This is a genomic window from uncultured Cocleimonas sp. (genome assembly GCF_947495625.1).
In the GTDB taxonomy this organism is placed as follows: Bacteria; Pseudomonadota; Gammaproteobacteria; order Thiotrichales; family Thiotrichaceae; genus Cocleimonas.
Window position 1 is genome coordinate 1 of the sequence record NZ_CANLZW010000008.1, and the last position, 25,633, is coordinate 25,633.

Here is a 25,633-nt window from a genome sequence, read left to right on the forward strand (position 1 = left end):
GGTGGTACAAACATTATAACAATTGAAGTTCAGGCTTTCTTTAGTTTGAATAACTATGGGACAGCAGTGGGGGTGACTTAACTTTTTTTTACTGAACTTTGACCCTAAATAACATCTTAAATGAAGGGTTACCTGCCCCACTATTTCCTAGAAATGGTCCTGTTGTTGCTATCCGAATATGCGTTACATTAGTATCTACCCCATCAGCATCTGCTGTAGGATTATAAATGTAACTACTACCCCCATTATCTGAAAAGCTAAGGTTATCAATTGAGCTTGATAGATTAATAAAGTTATAAGCAAGTCCACTCGGTGTTGCACCATCTTCAAAACGGATAGGACCAGTTCCAGCCCCTGATATATCATTAACATATAAAGCGGTGTGTGCAGGAATAGCATCAGTAATAATGATTGAATTAGAATCGGCAGCGCCTGCTCCCGAGTTTGTGGCACTGATGGTGTATTCTTCCAATGCACCTGGAATAGCTTTTGGATTAGTTCCACCATTTACCGGATCATAAATAGTCTCTAACGTTTTTTGTAAGCTAATACTAGGATTGGATAAGGAAGTACAATTAGCGGGGTCGGCTAAATTATTGTAATTAAAACTTCCCGTCTGTATATGAACACGAAAAGCTTCATTTAATGCATTATTTGTCGAACCGGGTGTATCTGTTATGGCTGATGACTTTGCAAAATTAGACCCATCGAACCAACTTCCGCATGAGAATAAAAAAGTACTAGCTGAACCACTACTACTGCTGCCACCAACTTTAAAAGAACCTGCAGGATAGGGTGTTGAAATACTTCCAAAAGCAAAGCCATGGAATAAATTCCCACTAGCATCACGTGATTGGGCGACATCACCTCCATTACGCATCGTGATGGGATTATAAGAAGGGGTATCGGCTGTAGCACAACTTGAATAACCCGCATCTGAAGATGACGGTGGCCCAGCACAAGTTTTTACGCAGCTTCCTTTTGCTGGCAATACATAGACACCATCGCCATTAGAATCACTAGTATCATCAGCGGGTAAATTATCATTGGGTTCATCATCATTGTATACAACAATGATAGAACCAGGAGGAACAGAACTTAGTGCAGAGCAATTTGTTGGATCAGTCTGTGAATCTAATCGGGCATAACCGGATGATATGCCAATACCTGAAATACTAGCCTGCCAGTCACCATTGTTGTCATCTAGAATCCACTGGTCTAGATTTACAGGAGAAGTTGGATCGGTAGCATCACCTACTACCATAAATTCATAAAACTCCTTTAAGCCAGAGGTACCATTTGAAGCCTCATTTACAATAAGACCAGCCGCCATAATTTGAGTAGAGAAAATACTCGTTATTATGCAGAACAGCGTTAGTATGGTTTTTATTAGAGTCTTATTCTTTGTCATTTATATATGGAATTACATAAAAGGAGTTTTAAATTTATTTTATGTTTGGTCGATTGCTTATAGTTGCTATGTAAAAATATTTGCATGCAATAATAATACATTATCTAGTTGTTTACTTTATGTGAAATCAGATATTTGGTGTATTAATTTTTATTTTTTATGCTTACAAAATACATTCGAAAAGTAGGGAGGGATATAATTTATTTTACTGGACTTTGACATGGAAAAAATCTAAAACCAAGGATCATCAGATGCGCTAGTAGTGCTGAAATGCCCTGATGTTGTAATTCTAAAGCTAGCAACAGTACTAGCTACCCCTCAGCATCAGGTGAGGGGTGATTTATCAGATATTTGGTATAACTTTTTTTAACTTTTAAAGTATGAATCTTTTTAGTTAATGCTTACAAAAAACATACGAAAAGTAGAGGGGTGACTTAATTTGTTTTACTGGACTTTGACACGGAACAAAATCTCAAACCAAGGGTCACCAGATGCACTAGTAGCGTTGAATTGCCCTGATGTTGTAACTCTGAAGCTAGCAACATTAGTATCAACCCCGTCAGCATCTGGTGAAGGGGTTATAGATACGTTACTAGAATTAAAATAACTTACGCTACCCAAAGTTAATCCACTGGATGGAGAGCCGTCCATAAAACGCACTGGCGCAATTCCAGGCCATATCTGTTCAACATAAAGTGCGGTGTTTGCTGGGATAGTGTCTGTAATAACAATTGAATTATTATCAGCCACTCCAGCACCGGAATTTGTGGCCATAATTGCATATTCAGCTATAGCCCCAGGTATTGCCTTCGGATTTACATTTCCATTTATTGGATCAGATATTGTTGATGACGTCTTTTTCAAGTTGATAGTAGGTAATTCATTAGCAGCAATTAAGCATATATCGTCGATATGCCAATGGTCACTAGGAGGACTATCATATCTGTCATTACCCGTATTGCGTATACGTACTCTAAAGTTGGGGTGTTTTGCTGCTGTTGGCATAGTATAACTGAGGTTATATATTTGACCTGCTGTTCCACCACCATCAAAAGTACCAAGAGTTACCCAATTATTTGATGAGTTCAGATATTGAATTAAAATATCGTCATCACCGTTAGGGTTTTCGCTGAATGAATCAGCGCCTCGACGAAGCCATAAGCTAAGTTCATCAAAGTTACTGCTAGTGTTTACAGCAATTGATGTTACATCAGAAGCACCATTAAACATATCTAGTGAGTGTGTTGGTGAAAGCGAAGTAAGGTTAGTAATTGCTGCTCTTGCAGGATTACTCAATATCCAATTGCTAAGACCATTTTCAAAATATTCACATTGCCCAACAGTAAATGCTGGCGTCGTACCACCCGATACCGTAGTTGTAGCGGTGCTGTCATTATTTTCTGTGACATTATCAAAGTTTGTACCAGAGACTGATGCGGTATTACTGATAGAAGGAGAGGCCGAGTTGCCGACTGCAACTGTAAGTGTGATTACTGATGTGCTACTGCCTACTGCTAGATTACCTGTTCTGGTGCAGGTGACATTTTGACCAGAAGCACTACAATTCCAACCTGAACCAGTTGCAGATACATAGCTTAAACCTGTTGGTAAAGTGTCAGTAACAACAATATTACCTGGTTCTATATTTGGACCTATATTGTTTACGGCAATATTATAAGTTGCATTAGACCCTACGCTAAAACTGCTGGTTGCTGTTTTGGTAATATTAAGATCTGATACAGGTGTATTGGTGACACTGATAATTTCAGAAGAAAGCAATACTAAGTCAGTGCCACTACTGTAGGTTGATGTTGCTGAGGTCTCACCCCCTGAAAGATAAGAGCTAATGTCAAAAACATCAAAATCCACTCCATATGAATTATTGTTCACTGAACCTGTGGAAGGTGATGCAGCACGTATATTACTGATTGAATTAAATTGAGCATGCAATGGATTTGAGCTATCCACTAAAGCATTACCATTAAATACTAAATTCTCATTATCGTTATTAAGTGAATTATCTCCCTCCCATGTAAGAGTGGCATGTTTGCCATTTATTCCTGAGTTAGGAGTTCTAAAATTATCTGGTGTAAGAGTAATGCTACTATCTCTGAAAGCCTGGAAGCCTTCGTAAAGGTTAACTACTCTAAAATCTTCACCAGGGGCTTCATAAATTATAACCAGTGACCAGCCAGCTAAAACGCCTTCTGCACTACAGTATGGGTTTACAGTGCTGACTGTTAAGCCGCTAAAATTATAAGTGCCATTACGCTTCGTGTTTACTTGTGAGGTGACATCGGCTACGCCACTAAAAAAATAATAGGTTGACGCATAGTCTGCAGTATATTGTCTATTTGTGGGGGCTGTAACGGTGCTTCCTTCAAAAGTGACAGTATAATCTGGTGTAGGACCAGATCCCGCCCAATATAAATGAGCTGCACGAATAGTAGCGCCAGCCGGTATCCCTGATACAGTAGCGCTATTATTTGTATTTTCACCTAGAACAGCACATGCGTTACCGTTATTAGATTGAGTTCGTCGAGTTGCTTCGACTCCAACAAAATTAACATTTCCAGCATAGCTTTGAAATAAGTCTACAGTTGTGTCAGCAAAAACTGGGAGTGTTGAAATAAATATTACATGACAAACTATAAGTAGTTTAATTAATTTGTGTGACATCATTCTGCTTCACTATTTTATTATTATTTTTCGTATCATTTTCGTCTTTAGTTTTAGCTGTTCTACGATAAGGTAAATCACCTTTAAGCGTATCTTGATTAAATTTATAACGAAAATCTGCATAAACACCTTCACTGGTGTAGTTATTATTATCGAAATCTTCATCAGTGAATCCTTCGACGTTATAACCTAATTCAACCCAGATATTTTCTTTTGGATTAAAACCTACAGAAACTCCAGCTACATATTCGATAGCTTTATCTGTCCAATCTCGTAAATATCCACCATGTAGACCCACATCCCAACGTTTATTTATATCACGACGTAATTCAACGGTTGCTGTATCAATAGTTGATGTGCTTTTTACACCATCATTTTCATCTTTAACGTATTTGATACCATGATGAATTCCTATTTTTGTTTTTTCATTGATTTTGCGGTTGTAATGTAGATTGTGAACGATTTTTTGTGCATCGTTGTTATTAATATTGGCAAAGGCATTTTCACTATCGTTGGTCGTACTTGAAGATTTTTCACTGATTAAATCAAGACGTGAGAAGAAGACAAAATCCTTTTCTTTAGGGTGCCACGCACTACCAAAACTTAACTTTATATCCTTATCAAAGTCACCATCTATATGCTCTGAATTGTAATAGCTTAATTGTGCGCTAAGATTTTTACCATTTTCATAATTTCGAATAATACTCGCTAAGAAATTAATTTTGTCATTGAGCTCACCGTTTCTATATTCCGCACGTGAAGTCCAACTCCAGTCCTTCGTGTTTGAACCTAAGCCCACAGTAAAAGCAGTGTAGTCATCACTCTCTGAACCTTGAATAACTGGTTCATCTTCATTGAAACTTTTCTGGTTGGCACTGTCACCGATAGTTTTAGCTTGATCAACGCTGAAGTCAGCACTAATATTATCGGTTAATTTAACAGTTTGGCTTAAACCTAATGTTGCATAATTACGTTGACCTTCGTCAGTTCTTTCCTGGGTATAAGTAGTTTTAGTTTTTGCGCCTTTCCACAAATCCTTGCTGATGCCTACACGGTTGTTATGTGTTTTTAGTTCACCATTATCGGTTGTTTCATGTTCTGCAAAAACACTGAAACCTTGTGCCAGTTTTACATCTACACCGACTATCATTCTATCTGGGCTAATTTCACTGCCATTTTTAGCAGAGATGTTTTTTTCTAGATCAGTACGTAAAGTAACTTTATTATTTTTAGTAGTATATTGGCCACCTAGTAGTAACGTATCACTTTTTAATATTTCTTTAGAGTTGTCTTCTCCTTCCAAATCCTCTTGTGTATGCCTGTAACCTAGATCCACTTGGTACTGTTTAATTTGATGTGATACACCAAATTTAGCAAGTCGACGCTTATTATCGTTTTCTAAATTCTTTTGAAGTGAGACTTCTGAATTTAACGTCGTTTTTTCATTCACTCTAAAATCGAGTTCGGCACCAATCTTTTCACTGCCATTTTCACTGTTTTGTGAGTCTATTCCAAATCCAGATTCTTGCTTCTTATAGAAAACTCGTGTTTCCATATTCTCGATTTCTTTCTCGAGCTCAATTATGTAAGCCTGACGTTTTTGAAAGTCACTAGCTTCAGTTTTAGATTGTGCTACTTCAATATGGACTTCTGTGTCTGGGGTTATTTTGTATGTGCTATCAGCAGCAATAAGTTGATTGTCACGGCTATTATTTTTACCTTCATGGATAAAACTTATGCCGGTCTCTAGCTTGTCATTTTTAGTCTTTACCGCTATACGTCCACCTGCTGTGATTGATTTATTAGTATTCTCTTCAGAATCATAATCCACAACAATAATGTTAGGGTTAAAGTCTCTATCACGACTGCTTATTGGAAATTTGAAGAAGAGGGTGCCTTCTTCATAATCAATATTGTAATCTTGGTAGCGACTGAGTTGACGAGTTTCTATTATCTTGTCTGAACGGAAGCGATCTCGTGTCTCAATAGAGATGGTTTCACTGTTCGGAATTATTTTATCTTTTAAATAATAAAGTCCAGAAGTCCCGTCACCAGGAATTTCTTCATGATGGTGGTTATTACTGGTTTCACTAATAAAACCTTTGAAGCTGAAACGTTCACCCTGGTATTCAGTATTAATACCATTCAGAGTACGTTGATAGTTAGCCAGTTCCGTAATGGTCATATCTGTTTGATAATCACCATAAAGCGCATAAAAGCTGTCTTTTTCAATTTTTAAGTATAGTTTTTCAGAACTCGGTGCATCATATTGACTATTACTATTGTCTGCGTAGATCGTGTAAAACGCATCTGGGTCTATATTACCGTTTAATTGACTGCCCACTTCCCGGTCTTGTTTGTGCGTGTCATAAGCAGCAGTTAAAAGATATTTACCTTTAACCTGACCCTTAGCGAAGAAAGCCACTCTGCCTCGTTTACTAAACTTATCCGACTTGTCTAAATCTTTCAATGCTTGCATATTGCCAGACAAACGTTTGTGCGCGAGTGTGCCTTCAGCGATACCCACCATGATCCATTCTCTTAGTGCTGGCTTTAACCAGGCAGATATTTTGGTACTTTTATTGTTAGTACCGGAATAATTTTTGCCTGAGCTTGAAAATTCAAGGTTAAGTTTTATTTCTCCAGATTGAGTAGTGGGGTTAAGTTCAATTCTGGCAATGCCACCCTCTTCAATTTGGTATTTGTAGCGGCCTGTATTTGTTTCATTTAGATCGTTGATGGTCTCTTCATTAGTATTTTGTGTTTTTATGCGGTATTTGCTGTTCTCTAGAGTAAAATAACCATTGGTGTTTGCACGTAATGGAAATCCTTCTTCATCTTTTATCAAAAGCGCAATAACAGGTGTAGTTTTACCATCAGCAATTAAAACTGATTTATCTTTAAGTAACTGAGCAGATACAGGATTAGTAGAAAAATGAATATTATGTGTTTTACGTGATATTTCTTTGCCTGACTTATCTTTTAAAATAACAAGTAAAGTGTTGTTTTTTCTCTTTACGTCAATATCCACACCTTTCCAACGTCTAACAGCTACTGTACGTTTTTTGTTAGTGTTGCTACCATCGTAGTTTAATGGTGATACTTTTTTACCGTTAAGAATTACTTCGACTTTATGTTGTGGTGAATTCTTAATGAAAATATTTATAGATCCTATTGCTGGGACATAATTATTTTTAGGCCATAAGATTTCAAAACCCTCAGGTGCGGTTTTTAAATATTCTTTACCGTACAATCTAAATGGATCTTTCGTCCCAGTTTTTTTATCTAGAGTTTCGGTACTTTTTACATAACCATCGATTTGTTTCACATGGAAATCAACGTTCCATAGATTACCCGGCTGCAGATCAACAAAGTGTGACTTAGCATCTTTCGCACGACGAGTATTATCATCACATAACAACGGTTCATATCCAGGGATACTTTCTGTATCTAATTGAACAACATGTGCACCGGGATAAACGCCTTCCATATGCCAGAAACCTTCTTTATCCGTTAGTGCACTTCTTCCAGTTTCAAGATATATTCGAGCTTCACCAAGTACTTCTGGTGGTACTTCATTTTTATCTGATTTAGTTTTGCAACCAATATAAACGCGACCAGTCAATATGTTTTGGCTACGCATTAAGTCGTCTTTAATGGTAACGGTTGCCTGTGCTTTGTTTGAACGTAAAGAGCCACTGGTTAGGTATACTGTATTTATTGCTTCACCAATTTGTACGCCTGCTGACACCTTTGTCACATAGCTGATAGTCCAGGTGCTTGCGACTGGCATATTGATTAAATCGAATGTAAGTGAACGACCATTAAATGTAACTTTGTCATTTAAGCGGCTACCATTTAATTCTGCACTGTCTGGTATATAGCGGAACCCAATTGGTAACAAGTCATGAACTTTTAGGTTATTGAGGTTAAAACCGGTTGTGTTACTAAATTCAAGTGAATATCTAACTAATTCTCCAATCGCAGAATAGTCTTTATCAGCTTGCTTACGAATCTGCAAACTGGTATCAGGTATAATCAGCGCAGCACTAGCACTAGTATCAGTACTATCTTCTTCATCTCGATAGTTCACATTAATCGTATCGCCTTCTGCAATACTTAATATGCCATCTTGTACATTAGTATTATCAGTAGAGGACATGATTACCCCTCTAAATATTCCTGAATTAATAGACGTTTCCGTCAATAACAAAATTTCGGTGTCGTTGGTTCCAGGGATACTTACAGTCACAATTATTGTTTCAAGTCTTTCTGAGTCAATATTTTGATCAAGATCTATCACTTCAATAACAATGGGCTCGCCAAGTGTATATTGATCTGCTTCGACAATAGGTTGTTCTATTGGCAATTTAACAATAGATCCATTAGGCAGTGATATATTTTCAATATCTTCAAAAAATTTACCACCATCTTTATTCGAGTTAAAAGATGTCGATTGAATTATCGAGCTCACACCCGTTTCATTTATTTTTAAGAAATTAATAGTTGAGGGTGTTCTTACTTTAACCATAGCTGTTGCTATAGGTGATTCTGCAAAATCACTGTTTGCCACTACTTTGTTTATCGCTTCTCCGGGGGTTGCCTCTTCATTTACTTTCACTTTATAGGTTAAAACAATTGATGTTGAAGCTTCTAGTGAACCTATTTTAACGTTTAAGTCGTTTCCAGTTACTTCAACAGCATCTGTTGTGAGTAAATTTTCATTAACTTTCAGACTATCAGATTGATAAACAAAACCACTTGGTAAACTATCTTTAAAAGTAAGATTACTCAGATTACGGTTTAAAGGATTAGTCAAAGTCACTGTATATTCGACGATATCACCGTTAGTAACACTAGTACTGCTTGTAGTTTTTGTTAATTTCAATGTGTCGTTTACGATATTTACCGTAGCAGACGAAGTGTTTGAGTTTGCTTTAGGATCATCAGCAATAACATTCGCACTATTTATAAGTGTTCGTGTATTGTCAACAATACTAGTTACAGTCGCTTCATAGGTTAATAGTGCCGTTGAACCTGCATTTATATCTCCCACAATAAAAGATAAACCATTAGTCTCGTCGACAGAAATTGTATTGTTATTAACTCGGGCAGAGCCTGCTAGATAGTCCAACCCAGCAGGTAATAAATCTTTCACTATAGTGCCAGAGACTGAACGACTATTATTATTTTTGATGGTAAGTGTATAGCTAATATTCTCACCAATTTTTACTTCTTTATTACTAGCGTCTTTACTTAATACTAGTGGTATCAAAGGAGTAACAGGAACAATAACAATGGGTTGATTAATTGTTACATTAGATTGTGCCTGTGATGAGGTGACGGTATCAGAAATGGCAATTGCTTTATTGGTAGCATTACCGGTAGGTGTTGCAGTGCTAACATTCGTTTTGTAGCTAACACTCCAATTCGTGTTCGCAGGTATATCGCCCAGGTTTATTACAAGAGAACCTGTATTGCTGCTGATTTGACTAGCATTAACAGCAACATTATTTAATCTTGCAGAATTAGCGATATAAATCAAACCGGTTGGTAAGTTATCCTGAATAATCACATTAGTTAAGATTCTAGGGTTTGGATTCTGTACTGTTAGAGTATAAGTAAGAGTACTGCCAATCACTGCTGAACTGGTATTAACAGTTTTAGAAAGATTAATATTGTCTGTCGGTGTTACAACAGTATCTTTGGTAAATTGAACACTGTCGCTTAAATTTAAGTTATTACCATTAACGGTGTAGTTTGCTGTAGCCGTATTGGTAATTATTGGCATAGCTTCTAAGCTAACTGATGGTGCTGTAAAGCTTAGTATTAATATAAATGTAAATAAAATACGCGCAATCAACCCTTGAAAAACACAGTGGTTTTTCCAGTACTTGGGTAATTTAATATTACCAGTAATAAGAGATGTAAGATCGTTTGGAATCATTATATTTATATTTATTAGTAGTTTGTATGATTTTATTTTTAATTATTATTAAAGAGCATAGATATTAAAAAGTGATATGGTGGAATCAATTGTTTCTGATTCCACCATTACTTGCTAAATAGCAATATTCAAATTATTGAATTTCTACAAAAAACGTCATCGTTGCAGTTCCTGTAGTTGCTGGAACTGTGAAAGGATCACTTGTAACTGTCCCGGTCGTTGATTCACTACAATTAAAAGAAACTCCAGCAGTGCTTGAACATGCTGCAGCAGGAGCTTGAGCTGTTTCATATAGAACAGCACCATCTATCGTATCTGTTATCACAACATCAGTAGCATCTGCAGGGCCTGTATTAGCGACTGTGATGTCATATCTAATAACTGCACCTGGTATACGCTTAGGGTTCGTAGTGCCATTTATAGGGTCATAAACCACTGCAGAAGTCTTTGTAACATTAAGTGCTGCAGTTGAGATTACATATCCGCTCGTATCAGAATGAGAGGCATTTCTTGCTCCTGAATCAGCAGCACCACCAGTACCATCGGCTAAAACGATATCAACACCCGCGGCAGTTTCTGTAGTTCCTGAGTCAACATATGCAGTTGTACCTGTTGCACCTGTAGAAATAGCAGTTGCTAATAATTCCACTTCAGATTGAGCTCCACTAACCACTGTAGCGCTAGCAGCTGGAATAGCACACTGTACTGTGACATTTATGGTTTCATCAGCATCAATAGGATAGTTGGTTCCAGAAGCTAAAACAGGTGCAGTAACTGTACAAGCACTTGTATCAAAAACATCATCAGGACTTGAGGTCGCTACCTGTGTTGGAGTTAAACTGAAATATTCATCACTATTACCAGTATTTGCAACTGTATAGGTAATAGAAGTGCCTGCTCCTGAAGCTTGACCTGGACCAACTGTTACATTTGTGGCTACACCTGTAACGGTTAAGTCTATTTTCTTATCCACTTCAAATGTGGTTGCACAGGTGGCTGCAGCTGGAGGTGTAGATCCATCAACTGGCAAAGCTGCAGTACACGCTGAAGGGTCTGAGTTACCGGTAGGTGAACTATTTATATCAGGTTGATCTGCACCCGAAACTTTATATGAGATTGTTGCTCTGTTGTTTATACTCGTATCTGCTGCTGTACCCGCAGCCCATGCGCTATTACTAGCAAAAGCGAGTATCGCTACACTCGTTAGTGTTTTCATTATTTTAATTTTATTCATTGTTATCTTCTTTTAGGTTTGTGTTAAAAATTAAGATACTTAATCTATTTGTAGTTCTTGTTATTAAGATTTTGTATCAGGGGTTATAGCAGGCGTACTCTGAATCCTACTGCCTGTTTGGTTTGAGGCGCCAAGTTTCCAAGGTATTGCCATTGAATATGGGTATAGTCAGAAGGCTTGGCGGGATATATTTTGCCGTCATTTCCTCTAACCTTAAGCGTACCTGCTTTCCCATAGTGTTTACCGCCGTCAACAGAAAACACGATTTGTGTGTTTTTGCCGTGGGCAGTATTAGGTAAATAAACCGTGTGCTCCGGTATTGGATTGACAATATTGATATTGTCAGCTGGTTTATTACTGATGTTTTCAAAAAAGGTGTTGTATTGAACTGTTTCACCCGGTAAAACTTTTGCTGCTGGAATAAAGTTATACGATTTCTTTCCATCTTTATTCACCACAACCATTTTTTGCACATTTGATGTAACTTTAAGGTGCCCTTGTTGTGCAGCTGATGCTTGCGATGTTAATAAAACGAATGTCGCAATTGCACTAATTAAAATTGTGTTCGCCGTTTTTGATTTATATTTAATCTTTTTATTTATCATGTTGTTATACCCCTTAATTAATAATATATGTCAATAGGATTTCATATTGGCTTCCAGCCGCAAAGCTTCCCAGGTTTATTGTTGCCGTATCGGCGTTTGTAATTCCATAATCAGTGTTGTCACTGTCACTTAGATCAGTTTGGTTCACATTGTTTAATCTTATACTTCCGAGCTTGTAGGTCATATTCATGGGTGTTGGATCGGTAATCACTAAGTTTTCAATATTACCAACGCCTGCGGTATTAACTTGAATTTTGTAAGTAACCTCTGAACCTGTAACTGCAGTATTTCCACTGCTTGGGTCAACAACCGATTCAATGGTTTTATTCATAATCAATGTGGGATCGGCTGTAGCACTGGATGATATATAGGTTCTTCTGGCTGAATGCATGCCATCTCCCATAGCGTCATCTTCACCAGCATCATCAGCAAATACTGTTTCGATGTTGCTTGCGGTGTCAGATCCGGTTGTAACTGTGGTATCTGTTCCATCTTCGTTTTTAACTACTTCAGCGATTAATCCGATTAATGCAGTTTCGCCAGCTAAGATAGGAGATCCGACATTATCCAAAGGAATATCGCATTGCACGCTAATACTCGCTAGCTGATCGGGTGACAGTTTAATATTTCCTGAGGTTGGTAGAACTACACCTGAGACGGGAGTACCACTGACACCCGTTACTTCAATGTTACAGTTGTTACTATCGAAATCATCGGAAGTTAGCAGGTTGTCTACGATTAAATCGAATTCTTGAATCGCATTACCCTGATTTTGCAAAGTGAATGTTACTTCGGCTTGATAATCACCTGGTGTAACATTTGCATTCGTATTACCTGTTACTAATAAGTCAACTTTTCTATCAACTAAAAAGTCGGTGCTTACTCCTTTACCTAGACCAGCAGAAGAGTTACCTGTAGGAGAACTTTCAATAGTTGATTGCTCAGTATTATTAATCTGATAATTAACTAGGGCGATATTACTAATATTGGTACCTGCAGCCACACCTTGCGCATTTACGTTATGAGTAAAAAGCAAAGTCAGTAGGCAAAAAGATACCATCAACAAGAAAGAAAGATTCTTGCAGGTATTATTTAACCAGCGATGTAGATTATATTTTGTAATAGCACTTCTCATTATTTTTAGTATTTTTTATTACAGCTGTTACTTTTCTGTGTATAGCAGAAATTTAAGGTTTAAAATAAACGATTAGAGGTTTATTTGGCTCAATATTTCAATTAATTTATATACATAAGCACTATTACTTAAATTAGATTAATGTAAGATGAATATAAGGGGATATTCAGATAGACGGATCTTGTTTAAGTTGTTGCTTTTACTAGTTATATTGCGTGTTTATATGTTTGCATAGCAAGTATAATTCCGGCAGCTGATTCGGAAAATAATATTCGCAATCACCACTTTTATTGGGCTATCGGAGCTGTTTTTTTCTTACTTTTGTATTACTAAATTTTAAACTTAATATGAAGAAAATAATTACAACAAGTTTCACTTTTTTTCTGTTTTTAATAATCGCCTGGGGTTTATCGTCTTGGTACTTTGGTGTTCAGGCTGAGAAAGAATTTCGTCAAATTTTAGAAGTACAAACCAATAAACTCGGTGAAAAACCATTTAGGTTAGAGTTACTGGATTACGACAAAGATTTTCTTGGTTCAACTGCTGCTGTCCGTGTTAGCTCTGATATTCCATTATTAAATGATTGGCTGGGTGATTTTGAGTTGAAACTTAAATCACTGAATGGGCCATTGTTTATCACCAAGAAGGGTGTTGATTTTGGTGTGTCACGTTGGTTTATTCGCATAGATCCAGAAAGTTTTTCAGCTGAATCAAAGGAGAATCTTTTTAGAATTTTTCCAGAAGAACTACCTAAAGGCGTTTTGATTATTGGATTTGATAAAGAATCCAGCTTTGATTCATCCTTTAAAACGGATTGGTTAGATTCTCAAGTTACTGCTATTTATAATTTGAGTACCTTTTCTTACCGCGGCGCATTTGATATTAAACGGTTAAACTATTCATCGACTGGTATAAAGATTTCAGCAGATGAAGGGAAGATTAGTTTTCAATACCCTAATAGCGTTGAAACCTTGAATGAGATTGAATCCAGTAACTTAGATAATCCGGCTACCTATAAAACAGTATCTATAAATGTTCCCCAGCTAAACATTGATTCTCAAATTATATCACATCCGATAGTTGCAGCCTTAAAAGGTAATAGCCAAATAACTATAAAAAATAATGTGATTGATACTTTTGTTAAGTTGCATTTTAATCGCTTGAAACAATCCTCTGATCAAAATAATGAGGTATTACCTATAGATCAATTGCAGATAACAGCACAGGGTTCTGGTATTCAACAATCGAGTTTTTTGCAAGTGATGGAAAACAAAGCAGAGTTAGATAACCTGCAAATGCAAACGCAATGGGAGCTACAAGAAAACGGAGAACTGCCAGAAGGCCAGGATAAAATTTGGCAGTTACAAAATCAAATTCATCGTCTAAATCAAAAATATCCAGTGAGTTTTTATAACGCCCTTTTTTCTTCCAAAGATAATGTAAGTACTAATCCTAGCCTTGAGATTCAGGCGTCAAATGATAGTGGGCAATCAAGTCTCATCGGTCATCTTAAACCTTCAGTAAATTCGGGTGAATCAACCCGTTTTATAGATTTACTAGAAGCTGAGGCAAGTGTCTCACTCGATGATATGCTTTATGACTTTATTTCGAAACGCACCGCTATACGAAAAAAACAATTTTCATTGCTGTACAAACAGAACAAGTTATTGATGCAGTAGAGGTTTATTCTCAAAATTGATATACTGCCGTTTGCAATTTAATACCGTCTTTTAAACCCAAATAATAAAAAAACCTCTATAAGTAGGGGGGTGTATAAAAGAAGTTTTTTAAAGTTTAAGAAAGAAGGATTAATTGCAACATTATAAAGCTGGGCTGTTTATTTATTAGGGGATAAAAATGCGCTTTTTTAAGTTTACTTTTCTAAAGTACACTATCGTTTTGTTAATGCTATTAATGGCGAAATCGGTTTCTGCAGAAGTGTGGAAATCCGGAAATAATTACTGGAATGATAATTGGGAATTAAAGTATCAGGAATGGGTGAGTACTCAATGGAAGCCTGATTTCTTTATGAGCAAGATCAGACCACAGTACGAACGTATTCCTCACGATTGTGCTGATGCCATCTATTTGATGCGTGCCGTGTTTGCCTACGAAAATAAACTGCCTTTCAAAATTCATTATCTGGGTAAGAAGAATAAGTACATCAGCAATACCATGACAAACTGGGATAAATTACCAGAAGATCAACGCTTCAGAGCGTTTGCATTATTCATGAATGATCGTGTAGGTACGCGAAGTTTGCCTCACGACTCATTTCCCATTGAATTAGCACAGATCAAAGCAGGGGATTTATACGTAGAACCCGGGACACATTCTTATGCAATGACGGGTATTACCGATACAGGTGTGACAGCGATTATGAGCTCAACAACACCTGCCTCTCCAAAGAATATGATTCAGCTGTATTCATTTCCCTTTTTTATTCCGCATGATGCGGTTGGCATGAGCGATGGATACCGTCGTTTTAAATGGCCAAGAAATATCGGTAAACCCATCCAGCAACAGCCCGGTTATAGTAATGAGCAATATCAAATAGCTCAAAAGGTCGGACTTGAATACATCCCATTTACTGATGTGATCTCTAAAAAATTACAACGTAGAGAAGAGCCTCTTGAAGAAAAAACCATGCGTTTAATGCATAGCTTATGTTCATTCGCCAAAGAACGCGTGAATTATGTTAATGATGGCATTGCTTATATCCAGAGACTCAAAGATCAAGGTAAACGTAGTTGTATGACAGCGTCTGAATATGATTACTATTCAACACCTTCTAGAGACAAGCGTTTGTATCGTTTCTTTACCGAAATTCATAAAATTGCCTATTCGGGCGGTGAACTTGAAGAAGATAAAGTCAATGCACAAGTATTGGCTCGTTCAATTTTTCATCCTGAACTCCCAGATGGCTTATTAAAAGAACTCGATGAATTTTGTGGTTTAGCAATTTATCCAAATGATACGGTTAAGCATATTAATTTGCGTCAACTTTGGGAAGCAATGGAAGCTGGTAAGGTTTCATCTGACCCTCATGCACCTTTTGATAATCGTTGGGGTTTATCTGATAGCAACTTTATGGGATCATGCCCGACCTTTTAATTCGAACTATAAATCCGAGCTATAATTAAGCTATACAGTAATTAATGGTTCCTAAATCAATAAAATGCCACCCCCCCACTTATGGGCACTTTTTTTGTTGCTATCTGTTTATTTGAAATAGCTAGTAATCAATAAAAGCCTCTAAAGTGGGGGGGTGTCGTTTGGACAATCACAAATGGCACGCAGACGCTCAAGAAAACAACGCTTACCTCAAGATCCTGTCACAGCAGAGGTCGAATCACTTAGTCACGAAGGTCGTGGTGTTGCACACATAGATGGCAAAGCTGTGTTTATCAGTGGTGCATTACCGGGTGAAAAAGTAACTTTCATATATACATCACAAAATCGTAGTCACGATGAAGGAAAAATTGAAGAAGTCTTAACCGCTTCACCTGATCGCGTCGAACCTAAATGTGTTCACTATGCTATTTGTGGCGGTTGTTCTCTACAGCATCTAAGTTCAGAAGCACAAATCAAATATAAACAACAATCAATGTTAGATGGGCTTAAGCATCTAGGCAAAGTTGAGCCTGAAGAAATATTTGAGCCGATGACAGGTGATGCCTGGGGCTATCGCCGAAAAGCACGTTTGGGTGTAAAGTTTGTCATTAAAAAAGATAAAGTACTGGTTGGTTTTCGTGAAAGACATGGTGGTTTCTTAGCAGATATGAATAGCTGCGAAGTGCTGCATGAATCTATTGGTGTCAAATTACAAGACTTCCAAACACTGATCTATCAAATGGAATCACGAGATTCGACACCGCAAATAGAAGTTGCCGTTGGCGATAAAGATACCGCATTGATTGTTCGTCATCTAAAACCATTATCAGCAGAAGACACGCAATTATGGATTGGTTTTGCGGAGGAGCATAACTTCCAGCTATATCTACAGCCTAAAGGCCCAGATACGGTTCATCGAATCTGGCCAGAAACGGGTGATGTAAGTCTTTACTACGAACATAAAGCATTTGATACAAGGGTTGAATTTGGTCCTCAGGACTTCTTTCAGGTAAACAGCAGTATCAATATACAAATGGTTCCGCGTGCGGTTGACTTATTAAAATTGACAGGAACAGAGCGCGTTTTGGATCTATTCTGTGGATTAGGTAATTTCACCCTACCTATTGCTAGAAATGCGGCACAAGTGACTGGCGTAGAAGGTGACTTGGTAATGGTAAAACGTGCGCGTGAAACTGCTATCGCTAATGGTATAGAAAATACAGATTATTTCGCCTGTAACCTAATGGGTACAGAGCAAGAACTTAAAAGCCAACCCTGGTTGAAAAAGCAATACGATTGTATTTTACTCGACCCACCACGTTCTGGTGCCAAAGAGATTATCGAACTCTTCGGTAAGTTAAAAGCGAAACGTATTGTCTATGTATCTTGTCATCCGGCAACCTTGGCACGTGATGCGGGTGAATTAGTGCATACGCATGGCTACAAGCTTGTGGGCGCAGGTGTGATGGATATGTTTCCTCAGACAGCACATGTAGAGTCTATTGCGGTGTTTGAGCGTTAAACACCATATATAGTCATTTAACGCTCAAAAAAAGCCCCTTATCTGAAATGGTTAGTCTGAGTATTTTATTCTGCTAATCTCAGAGTCATGATTCAAACACAACGTATTCGCTATCGTCTTAAACAACAGAAATTTAAAGAAGTATCTTCTGGTAAAGGTGTGGTTGAATATTTTCTTGTGGATGAATACGGTAATGAGCGTTCAGTGTCAGCAATGGCTAAACTCAATTGGCGCAAGCAATTAAGCTCTATTAAACCAATTCACCATAGAGAACTTCCTCTAGTTGAAGCGCTAGCAAAAGCATCTATCAACGAAACCATCGAAGTAGACTTTACTGATTTTAATAAAAAGTTTAAGCGTGGTTCTATTCGCAAACAGAAAATATCAGTCCCAAAAGTAAAAGTCAGTAACAAGAATCATATTACAGATATGGGCTCTGTCATTGATCACAAAGGTAGATTGATGCAGTTATTGGCTTATTCGCTAGTAGCATTCTTGGTCATAATGATGTTGTTTAAGATGCTTTAAGAGCTATAAAAAAATAGTTAAGACCACAGTTAAGATATAGCTAAGAAATAGCTATTTACTAAGATCAAAAAAAGCCTCTAGCTATGTATAAATTCTATTACGTTTTTAAAAAACAAAAACTTAATATCATTCCACAAAGCATAAGTTCCTTTTATCATTTAAAACAACGAAATGAAAAGTCAGTTAAAGTAGGGGGGGGACCTTCAACTTCATCAATACAGCATCCAAGCCACGCTTCCAAACCATGCTTTCAAACTAAGCTAAAGTGCGCCGCTACTCTTTATCGATAAATAAGCATTAATTAAATCTACTGTTAGCTTATCAGGACTGACGTCCATGGCTCTAATGCCGTTGTTTACTAATTCTTCAAAGGTACTCTTGCGTTGCTGTAAATAATGATGCGCCGCTGAGTTATCTAGCGCGTCGTTTAAATCTTCAATCGGTTTATCTAACATATCGCCAATACTCGATTCCCGAAGGCTGGCGAGTAATACCAGATGCCGCTTTTTCAAGATACTAATCGCAGGTAACAGATCATCGCCATCTTCATCTCTAGTGTTGGTTAAAATAATCACCAAGGCACGTTTTTTATGACGAATTAATAAGTCCGTTGCCGCTTTACTGTAATCAGGGGATGAAGTACTGGGTTGAAGGTCATACACCGTGTTAAGGATTTGTTGTACATTGTGTTGTCCTTTACGTGGACTAAACCAGCGTTGATCTTCACCTGAAAATGTCATTAAGCCGACAGCATCACCTTGTCGCAGAGCCACATAGGAAAGCAGTAATAAAGCGTTTAGGGTGTGGTCGAAATGCGAAAGATCATCATCTTTAGCCATCATCCGGTGACCACAATCGAGCATGAAAATAATTTCCTGATCTTTCTCGTCCTGATATTCACGTGAGATGAGTTTTTGCACTCTGGAGGTAGCTTTCCAGTCAATTTGACGCATAGCGTCACCTTCACGATATTCTCTCAGCTGATGAAAATCCTGACCTTCACCACGCCTTCTTTTTTTGATAATTCCCATCTGACTTAAATTATTGTCAGTGGCTAATAGCGCATAATGAGAAATAGCCGCAAAGTTTGGATACACATTGGTTTCACTGCTGACTGGTAAATACTGATTTATACGCCAAAACTTAAACACCGATTGCAGTTTGATTTGCACCTTGGGAAATATTAATTTTCCTCTTTGATTGGCAATTATTTTGTACTGTATTTCTGCGTGCTGCTCTCCCGGAATACTGATATTGACAGGTAAGCCTTCTGCATGGACTTCATTCGGAAAATGATCAAATATATCGAGGTTTTGCGGCTTGCTACTTTTATTATGGATGATTAATTCAATATGACGGCTGACTCCCAGTGGAATAGAGCCAGGCAGATGGCGTTCTACCGAGATGATATCTTTGGGGTTTGAAATAAAGGTGCTAATAAGCAGATCAGCAACAAGAATAACAGCAATTATGGCTGCTGAAATCTTCCACAGCAGGGTTAGCGCAGGGATGAATATTGCAATCAAACCGATAGCAGCAAGCGCCGCTATCAAGTAGAAGGTTTGTCGATCCGGGATTGGGAGTTTAGAAAGCATGTTTTATTATCTATGGATTAAAAAGTGCCTTATTGTCTAGGTGCTTCGATTTTATCGAGGATACCCTGCAATATCTGATCCGTTGAATAACCTTCTAATTCCATCTCGGGAGCAAGTGCTAAACGGTGACGTAAGGCCGGCAATGCTATTTCTTTGATATCATCAGGTGTAATGTAATCGCGAGCATGTAACATCGCCTGAGCACGTGCAGCACTGATTAATGCAATACTGCCTCTGGGACCAGAGCCAATACTCAGACCTTGCCAATCTCGCGTTGCCTGAACGATTCTTACCGCGTATTCAATGACACTTTTATCGACTTCAATATCCGCTGCCAAAGCTTGCATGGCTTGTATCGTCTCCGGAGTAGCTACTGCTGATACATTTGAAATATTCAGTTGATTACCAGTTTGCTTATTCGTTACAGCGGCAACCATTAAACTTTCTTCGTTATCTCGTGGGTAATTGATATAGATTTTCAGTAGAAAACGATCAAGTTGTGCTTCGGGTAATGGGTAGGTGCCTTCCTGTTCTAGCGGGTTTTGTGTCGCTAACGTCATGAATGGTAGTGGAACAGGATGTGCTTCACCTTCAATGGTCACTTGGCGTTCCTGCATTACTTCTAATAGAGCTGATTGGGTCTTGGCTGGCGCACGATTGATTTCATCTGCAAGCAGTAAATTGGTAAATACAGGACCTTTACGAACGCTGAAAGATTTATTGTCCAGATCATAGAGTGTATGTCCTGTTACATCAGCAGGCATCAGATCCGGGGTGAATTGAATACGGTTAAACTGACCAGAGAATGTTGCTGCCAGAGCCCGCACTAATAAGGTTTTACCAAGACCGGGGACACCTTCAATTAATACATTGCCACCCGCAATCAATGCAATTAGCGTTTCATGTATTACCTGTTTTTGGCCAATAACAGCTTTGCCAATTTCTGTTTTTAATTGTTGTGCTAATTCACTAGCTTGTTCAAGCGTCATATTTGTCATTTCGGTCATACTGTGGCCTTTCATTAATTCGTTTGTATCGTATTGATAAGTATTTATATTTTCAGTTTTATTTGTCTGTTTCTATCTCTATTTCGTACTTCTAATGGTCTCAAGAGTGCGAATGGTCTGCGTAAATTCATCAGGCTTTTCAATGGATGTTGAAAAAAGTGCGCGATGAATATCTTTAGGGTTTACCTTAATCGCTTTACTCAATTCCAGGTCTTTAACTACTAGCGTTATTTGTTGTTCTTCGTTTAAATGATTCCAGTTAGGGTGTGATAACACTAACTTTTGATTGATAGCATCCCGGGTGCTTTCCAGAAGTTCTTGTTTATGGTTATGTTTCCAATAGAAAGAACCACTGCTACTGATGTGTTCAGTCAAGCTACGACGATCTTCTGCGTGCTTAGGGATAGCGGGTCCAAAGCGGCGTGTTGCCTGTAATAACCATGCAATAAAAAGTACCAGTAAAGAAATAATAAACATCCAGGCATTTCGCCAGATCAAATCCCATAACGGTGGCATTTTGTCACTATGGATCAACCAGACTTTTGAAGGTTGGTCGATAGGTTGATTGATGCCATGAATCAGGTGCCAGAAGATTTCTGCATGATCAGCTTTCTCAATTTGTTTATTCTCTACGAAGTCTAATGAAGAAACTAAAGTAACTAATCCGTTTTCTATTTTTTGTCTCACGATGAAATTAGAAGAACGTAGTTTTACGATTTCTGTTTTATCCTGATAATAAGGGTCTACAAGAATAGGGTGGAACCAACTGTTTTGAATGGCTAGTGCTTTTGGAGCATCCTGTAACTTGATTTTGAATAGATGTTCAGTCGAGTCATCTGCACTATCGTTTTCTTCTTCGTGTTCTTCAATTTTATCAAGCTGTTTTTTATCAACAGCTGTTAAGTCTTCGTACTGAATTTTGTTACCAGTACTAATTCCCATGTAATTTTGCAGAGGATCAGGACTGTACATATTATCTGTCAATCGACTGTCGATAGAGGTACTTTGGTAGCCGTCTATCGAGTCAATTGATTCAGTATTATCCGATTCCAGGCTTTTATCTGATCGGTGAAAACGCCATTTATTCGTAGCGAGTGCAATCACATGACCGCCTCTTTTAACCCAATTGATGAGTTGTTGAGTTTGATAAGCGGATAGCGTTGTGCGTTTAGAATTGATGACGATAACGGTGTCGGTACTTGGATAGCCAGTAAAACCCTGAACACTGGTTTTGGTTTCTGTTGGGATACCCATACGTTTAAGAAAAACGCGTCCGGCATATAACGGGTTGCTTCTGGCTTCGCCAAATAAACCCGTGTGGATGGTTTTTTCTTTTTTCTCATGCGTTTCTAAAAACACATAGATAGCGCCACCGAGTAATAACGCGAATAAAGCAGTGATAGTGATTCCGAGTGGTTTACTCATCTTTGCTACCATCTTTTTTTGAAGTGTTTGATTCTAAATCTGATAACACTTTTTCAATGGCAAAATCACTAACCCATGTATTGAATAACTGTTCCATCGCTTCATTTGTAGGGTGTCTGTGCGCATAGGCGATCATCTTCCAGTTATTGGTTAGATTATCCAGAAATAGGTGTTTAGCTTCACTTATTTTCTTTTGTGAATGTTTGAGTACATCGCCTTCTGTAAAGCTGTCTTTAAGTTGCACGTGCTCAATATTAATGAGTCTAATTAATGCGCCACGGTACAATAAACTCAGCGACTCTCTGTGTTGTTTATTGTCCCAGAGTTTCCTGGATTCACTGATGATGTCATCGGGTAATGAATCGGGTCTGACATCCATACCGAACATAACTTCAGGTGCTTGATAGCTTTCTTTCTTGGCTTTTCGTTCGATATTGAAGAGGTGTAACCAACTATCACGAAAATAGAATAACAGGAATAATACGATAGCGACCAATATCCATAAGGCAAACTCAATGATGAAACCCATTATTTTTGCAAAGGGTTCGAAGAAGTCTGCAAATGAAAATTTGTCAGGATCATTTTTCGGTTTTTTGGCGGTATCTTTTCTAACCCAGTAAGTGACGGTTTGCTTGTCATTTAACTCTTTGGTCAGCATTGTTTCTTTGATGACTTGCTTTGACGATTCTGCGGGAAGTCTCTCATCAGATAGAAACTCAGTGACTTCTATTTCAGAATTCGGATCTACATTAGTTACTTCATCTGCTGCGACAGGTGATGACGTAGATAATAGAGATAAGGTAAATACACAAAGAAGGGCGGGTATTAGATTTCTAGCGAGCGTTTCAAAACGCAATGCTAGCTTTTTAAAGTCCAGTTCAATATCCCATGCTTCGAGTTGGGTTCTTCTATTGATATACAGGGCAAAACTCGCACCTATATAAAACGGATGAATCAGCGTGACCGCAAAGACATAAAATAAATAATTCAGTAGATCGATCCATCTTTCGTACTCTACTTTGTTTGAAAACATCCCCACAAAAAAATCATTGGCTGTTTTCTCTGGAAGGAAAAGCATGAATAAGCCAAACAATGAAATGACAATAACAATTTCTATATTGACCATCACAATGGTTAACCAGGCGGCGTAAGTGTGTGCGATTTGATGTAATACCGATTGTCGTTCGGACCTGCGAGATCCTCTTAATTGTTCCAATTGCCAGATAGGTAAATTAAAACCTCTGGATAATGAGAATCGTCTAAATGTCAGGCTCTGAAATAGACCAGTATTCCAGATTAATGAAGGGAGTGCTTTAAGCACTTGCCAGGTACTGAGTTCATCATTAAACAGTTTATGACTTAAAATATGTAATATGACTCGGTCATAGAGAGGTTTTAACCACCAGAAAATCAGGCTGGCAATCCAGACATTTCCTTTTGGAAAAATTAGGTATAAAACGGAAGCAATGCCAAAGGTTAGAAGTGCGAGTGGCAGGTATATGGATAGCCACCACTTTTGTACCATTGAAAATCCAAGATCAATGGCTTCCCAAGGGTTTCTCAAACGGATATTGGCTGTTATTTCATTGAGATTCATGAATGTATTGAAGCCCGACTCGTGCGACCAAGAAAATAGAAATACATGCCAACCACTGTCCAGAGTATCGCGCCGGCAACATATTTAATCATCACAGGCATGACTGTTGATGACCAGAAGGCTTCCAGAAATGCAGCGATTACACTCATCACGACCACGCCGTACATTATCAATACAGCGATTTTTCCATTGTCTATCAGTGCTCGCCCTCGGGTTTTTCTACCTGGACGGATTAGCGCCTCAGCAAGTTTTAAACCCGCAGCACCTGATAAAACCATAGCATTTAACTCAAATGCGCCATGCCCAACAACAAAGCCCCAGAAGCTATCGATATAACCGATATGGGTCATATGACCAAATGCCGCACCAAGAAAGATACCGTTAAAAACCAGGAAGAAGATGGCGCCAATACCAAATAACAGGCCACCTGCAAACATCTTAAAATCAATGCCAATATTGTGTTTTATATAATAACCAAACATGTATAAATCGGTATCAGATTCTCGTTCACGGCCAAATCGTTGATTACGCTCAGGTTCGTACATGTCTTCCAGATTATTAACCATGCTGCCATCCATCACGCTATAAATAAGATCAGGAAAAAACTGGATGGCAATAATAATAGCGATAAAAGGAACATAAAAAAGTGCTGCAGCAATGCTGACTATTTTCCATTCTTGTCTGACTAAGCGAGGGAAATCGACGGCAAAATATTTCATTATATTGCCGATGAAATTAGTTCTGCTGCTATATAGCTTATGATGTCCACGAACCACTAGCTTGTTCAATTTGTCGACAAGTACTGGGTTATACATTCGAGAATTTGCCAAGGCAAAGTGATGGCAAATCTGGCGATAGACTTTTGGTAAATCTATCTCTTCTGGTGCTTCAATTTTGTTCTTTTTGCTTCTTTTTTTCCAGAATGTCAGATCTTGATAATCTAACCAGTTTTCAAAAGTGTCCCAAAGGGCTGTGTTTTTTTCAATGAATTGAGATTGCCTGACTGAACTCATTAGTGCTTAGCTCCCATGATCCAGTTTGCAATACCTAATAATCGGGAGCTGGCTTGCTTGTTTTCAATGCTATTTTCACTTGAATTCTTTAATAACAATGGGGTGGCAATTTGAGCGAGTTCTTCAGCGCGTTCAGCAGTTAAGTAAGGGATACGTTGTTGAAACCGAATAAGTGCCTGCTGTTCGCTTAGATTTAATGCAACAGGAGGAGAAATTGCTTTGGTTTTATCTTCTTCAATGGTTGGGTAGTTGAGTGATTTATGCAGAACCACGGTACCCGCTACAAGGTCACCAAGACGTTGAAAACGTTTAGTAAGCAACATGCTGATAAAACCGAAGCCATAAAGGAAGGGAAGAAAATCTACAAATCTTAATAGGTTTCTGATAATTGATGCGCCTGGGCTGATAGGACTAGCATCTTCCATCGACACATATAAATTAAACATTTTTTTACCCGGTGTTTGACCTTTTTTATAAAGCTCAAAGTAAACGGGGTAAAACCATTCGAGTATAAATGAGAGGATTAATGCGATACCAATGCCTGTTTTACCGAAAAAAGCTAATGCAGCAAAAAATACGCCATTAATCGCTAGGCGGATAAGAATATCAATGATCCAGGCAAGCATTCTTACAACAGGCCCAGCTGGTGAAAGTCTTAAACTTATGCCTTCAGGTGTATTAACTTGATAAAGGGTGTCGAGGGTCATTGATCATTTCTATTTATAGATAAGTGATGATTTTATTGTATCTCGAACATATCAAGATTGATAAAGATAAATCCCAGTGTAAGAAAATTAATTTACTAGATATAACAGACAAAA

At 38.0% G+C, this 25,633-nt stretch carries 16 protein-coding genes; 4 read left to right on the forward strand and 12 right to left on the reverse strand.

Annotated elements, in window-relative coordinates:
* Positions 1-88: 88 nt before the first annotated feature.
* From Q1A31_RS05960 to Q1A31_RS05985, 6 genes are all read right to left on the reverse strand, one after another.
* Complete coding sequence (locus Q1A31_RS05960; RefSeq protein WP_299873754.1) at positions 89-1,411, reverse strand: hypothetical protein; 1,323 nt, start codon at positions 1,409-1,411, stop codon at positions 89-91.
* A gap of 444 nt (positions 1,412-1,855) precedes the next feature.
* Positions 1,856-4,093: a hypothetical protein gene (locus Q1A31_RS05965; RefSeq protein ID WP_299873757.1), complete on the reverse strand. Its 2,238-nt coding sequence runs from the start codon at positions 4,091-4,093 to the stop codon at positions 1,856-1,858.
* Positions 4,071-10,037 carry a hypothetical protein gene (locus tag Q1A31_RS05970; protein ID WP_299873760.1) on the reverse strand — a complete coding sequence of 1,989 codons (5,967 nt, stop codon included), beginning with the start codon at positions 10,035-10,037 and terminating at the stop codon, positions 4,071-4,073. The genes Q1A31_RS05965 and Q1A31_RS05970 overlap by 23 nt, the downstream gene beginning before the upstream one ends.
* Before the next feature lie 133 nt (positions 10,038-10,170).
* Complete coding sequence (locus tag Q1A31_RS05975) at positions 10,171-11,271, reverse strand: hypothetical protein (protein ID WP_299873763.1); 1,101 nt, start codon at positions 11,269-11,271, stop codon at positions 10,171-10,173.
* A gap of 83 nt (positions 11,272-11,354) precedes the next feature.
* On the reverse strand, positions 11,355-11,876 hold the full coding sequence (locus Q1A31_RS05980; protein ID WP_299873765.1) for a hypothetical protein: 522 nt from the start codon (positions 11,874-11,876) through the stop codon (positions 11,355-11,357).
* A 13-nt stretch (positions 11,877-11,889) separates the two neighbouring features.
* Positions 11,890-13,011, reverse strand: a complete 1,122-nt coding sequence (locus tag Q1A31_RS05985) for a hypothetical protein (protein ID WP_299873768.1) — start codon at positions 13,009-13,011, stop codon at positions 11,890-11,892.
* 347 nt (positions 13,012-13,358) lie between these two features.
* Here Q1A31_RS05985 and Q1A31_RS05990 point away from each other — a divergent pair, with 347 nt between their 5' ends.
* From Q1A31_RS05990 to Q1A31_RS06005, 4 genes are all read left to right on the forward strand, one after another.
* On the forward strand, positions 13,359-14,690 hold the full coding sequence (locus tag Q1A31_RS05990) for a DUF945 family protein (protein ID WP_299873770.1): 1,332 nt from the start codon (positions 13,359-13,361) through the stop codon (positions 14,688-14,690).
* 178 nt (positions 14,691-14,868) lie between these two features.
* A complete protein-coding gene (locus Q1A31_RS05995; protein WP_299873773.1) occupies positions 14,869-16,125 on the forward strand; it encodes a hypothetical protein in 1,257 nt (418 codons plus the stop codon).
* A gap of 175 nt (positions 16,126-16,300) precedes the next feature.
* Positions 16,301-17,647 carry a 23S rRNA (uracil(1939)-C(5))-methyltransferase RlmD gene (rlmD, locus tag Q1A31_RS06000; protein ID WP_299873775.1) on the forward strand — a complete coding sequence of 449 codons (1,347 nt, stop codon included), beginning with the start codon at positions 16,301-16,303 and terminating at the stop codon, positions 17,645-17,647.
* Positions 17,648-17,734: 87 nt separating this feature from the next.
* Entirely contained in the window at positions 17,735-18,175 is a 441-nt protein-coding gene (locus Q1A31_RS06005; protein WP_299873778.1) for a hypothetical protein, read from the forward strand.
* A gap of 260 nt (positions 18,176-18,435) precedes the next feature.
* Here the strand turns inward: Q1A31_RS06005 and Q1A31_RS06010 are convergent, their stop codons facing one another.
* The 6 genes from Q1A31_RS06010 to Q1A31_RS06035 all read right to left on the reverse strand — a co-directional run bounded on the left by Q1A31_RS06010 (position 18,436) and on the right by Q1A31_RS06035 (position 25,519).
* Positions 18,436-19,770, reverse strand: a complete 1,335-nt coding sequence (locus Q1A31_RS06010; RefSeq protein ID WP_299873781.1) for a DUF58 domain-containing protein — start codon at positions 19,768-19,770, stop codon at positions 18,436-18,438.
* 29 nt (positions 19,771-19,799) lie between these two features.
* Positions 19,800-20,777, reverse strand: a complete 978-nt coding sequence (locus Q1A31_RS06015) for a MoxR family ATPase (protein WP_299873784.1) — start codon at positions 20,775-20,777, stop codon at positions 19,800-19,802.
* 78 nt (positions 20,778-20,855) lie between these two features.
* Complete coding sequence (locus Q1A31_RS06020; protein ID WP_299873787.1) at positions 20,856-22,202, reverse strand: DUF4350 domain-containing protein; 1,347 nt, start codon at positions 22,200-22,202, stop codon at positions 20,856-20,858.
* Positions 22,195-23,799: a hypothetical protein gene (locus tag Q1A31_RS06025; protein WP_299873790.1), complete on the reverse strand. Its 1,605-nt coding sequence runs from the start codon at positions 23,797-23,799 to the stop codon at positions 22,195-22,197. The genes Q1A31_RS06020 and Q1A31_RS06025 overlap by 8 nt, the downstream gene beginning before the upstream one ends.
* Positions 23,796-24,812, reverse strand: a complete 1,017-nt coding sequence (locus Q1A31_RS06030; RefSeq protein WP_299873793.1) for a stage II sporulation protein M — start codon at positions 24,810-24,812, stop codon at positions 23,796-23,798. Before Q1A31_RS06030 ends, Q1A31_RS06025 begins: the two co-directional genes overlap by 4 nt.
* Complete coding sequence (locus Q1A31_RS06035; protein ID WP_299873796.1) at positions 24,812-25,519, reverse strand: RDD family protein; 708 nt, start codon at positions 25,517-25,519, stop codon at positions 24,812-24,814. Before Q1A31_RS06035 ends, Q1A31_RS06030 begins: the two co-directional genes overlap by 1 nt.
* Positions 25,520-25,633: the final 114 nt, after the last annotated feature.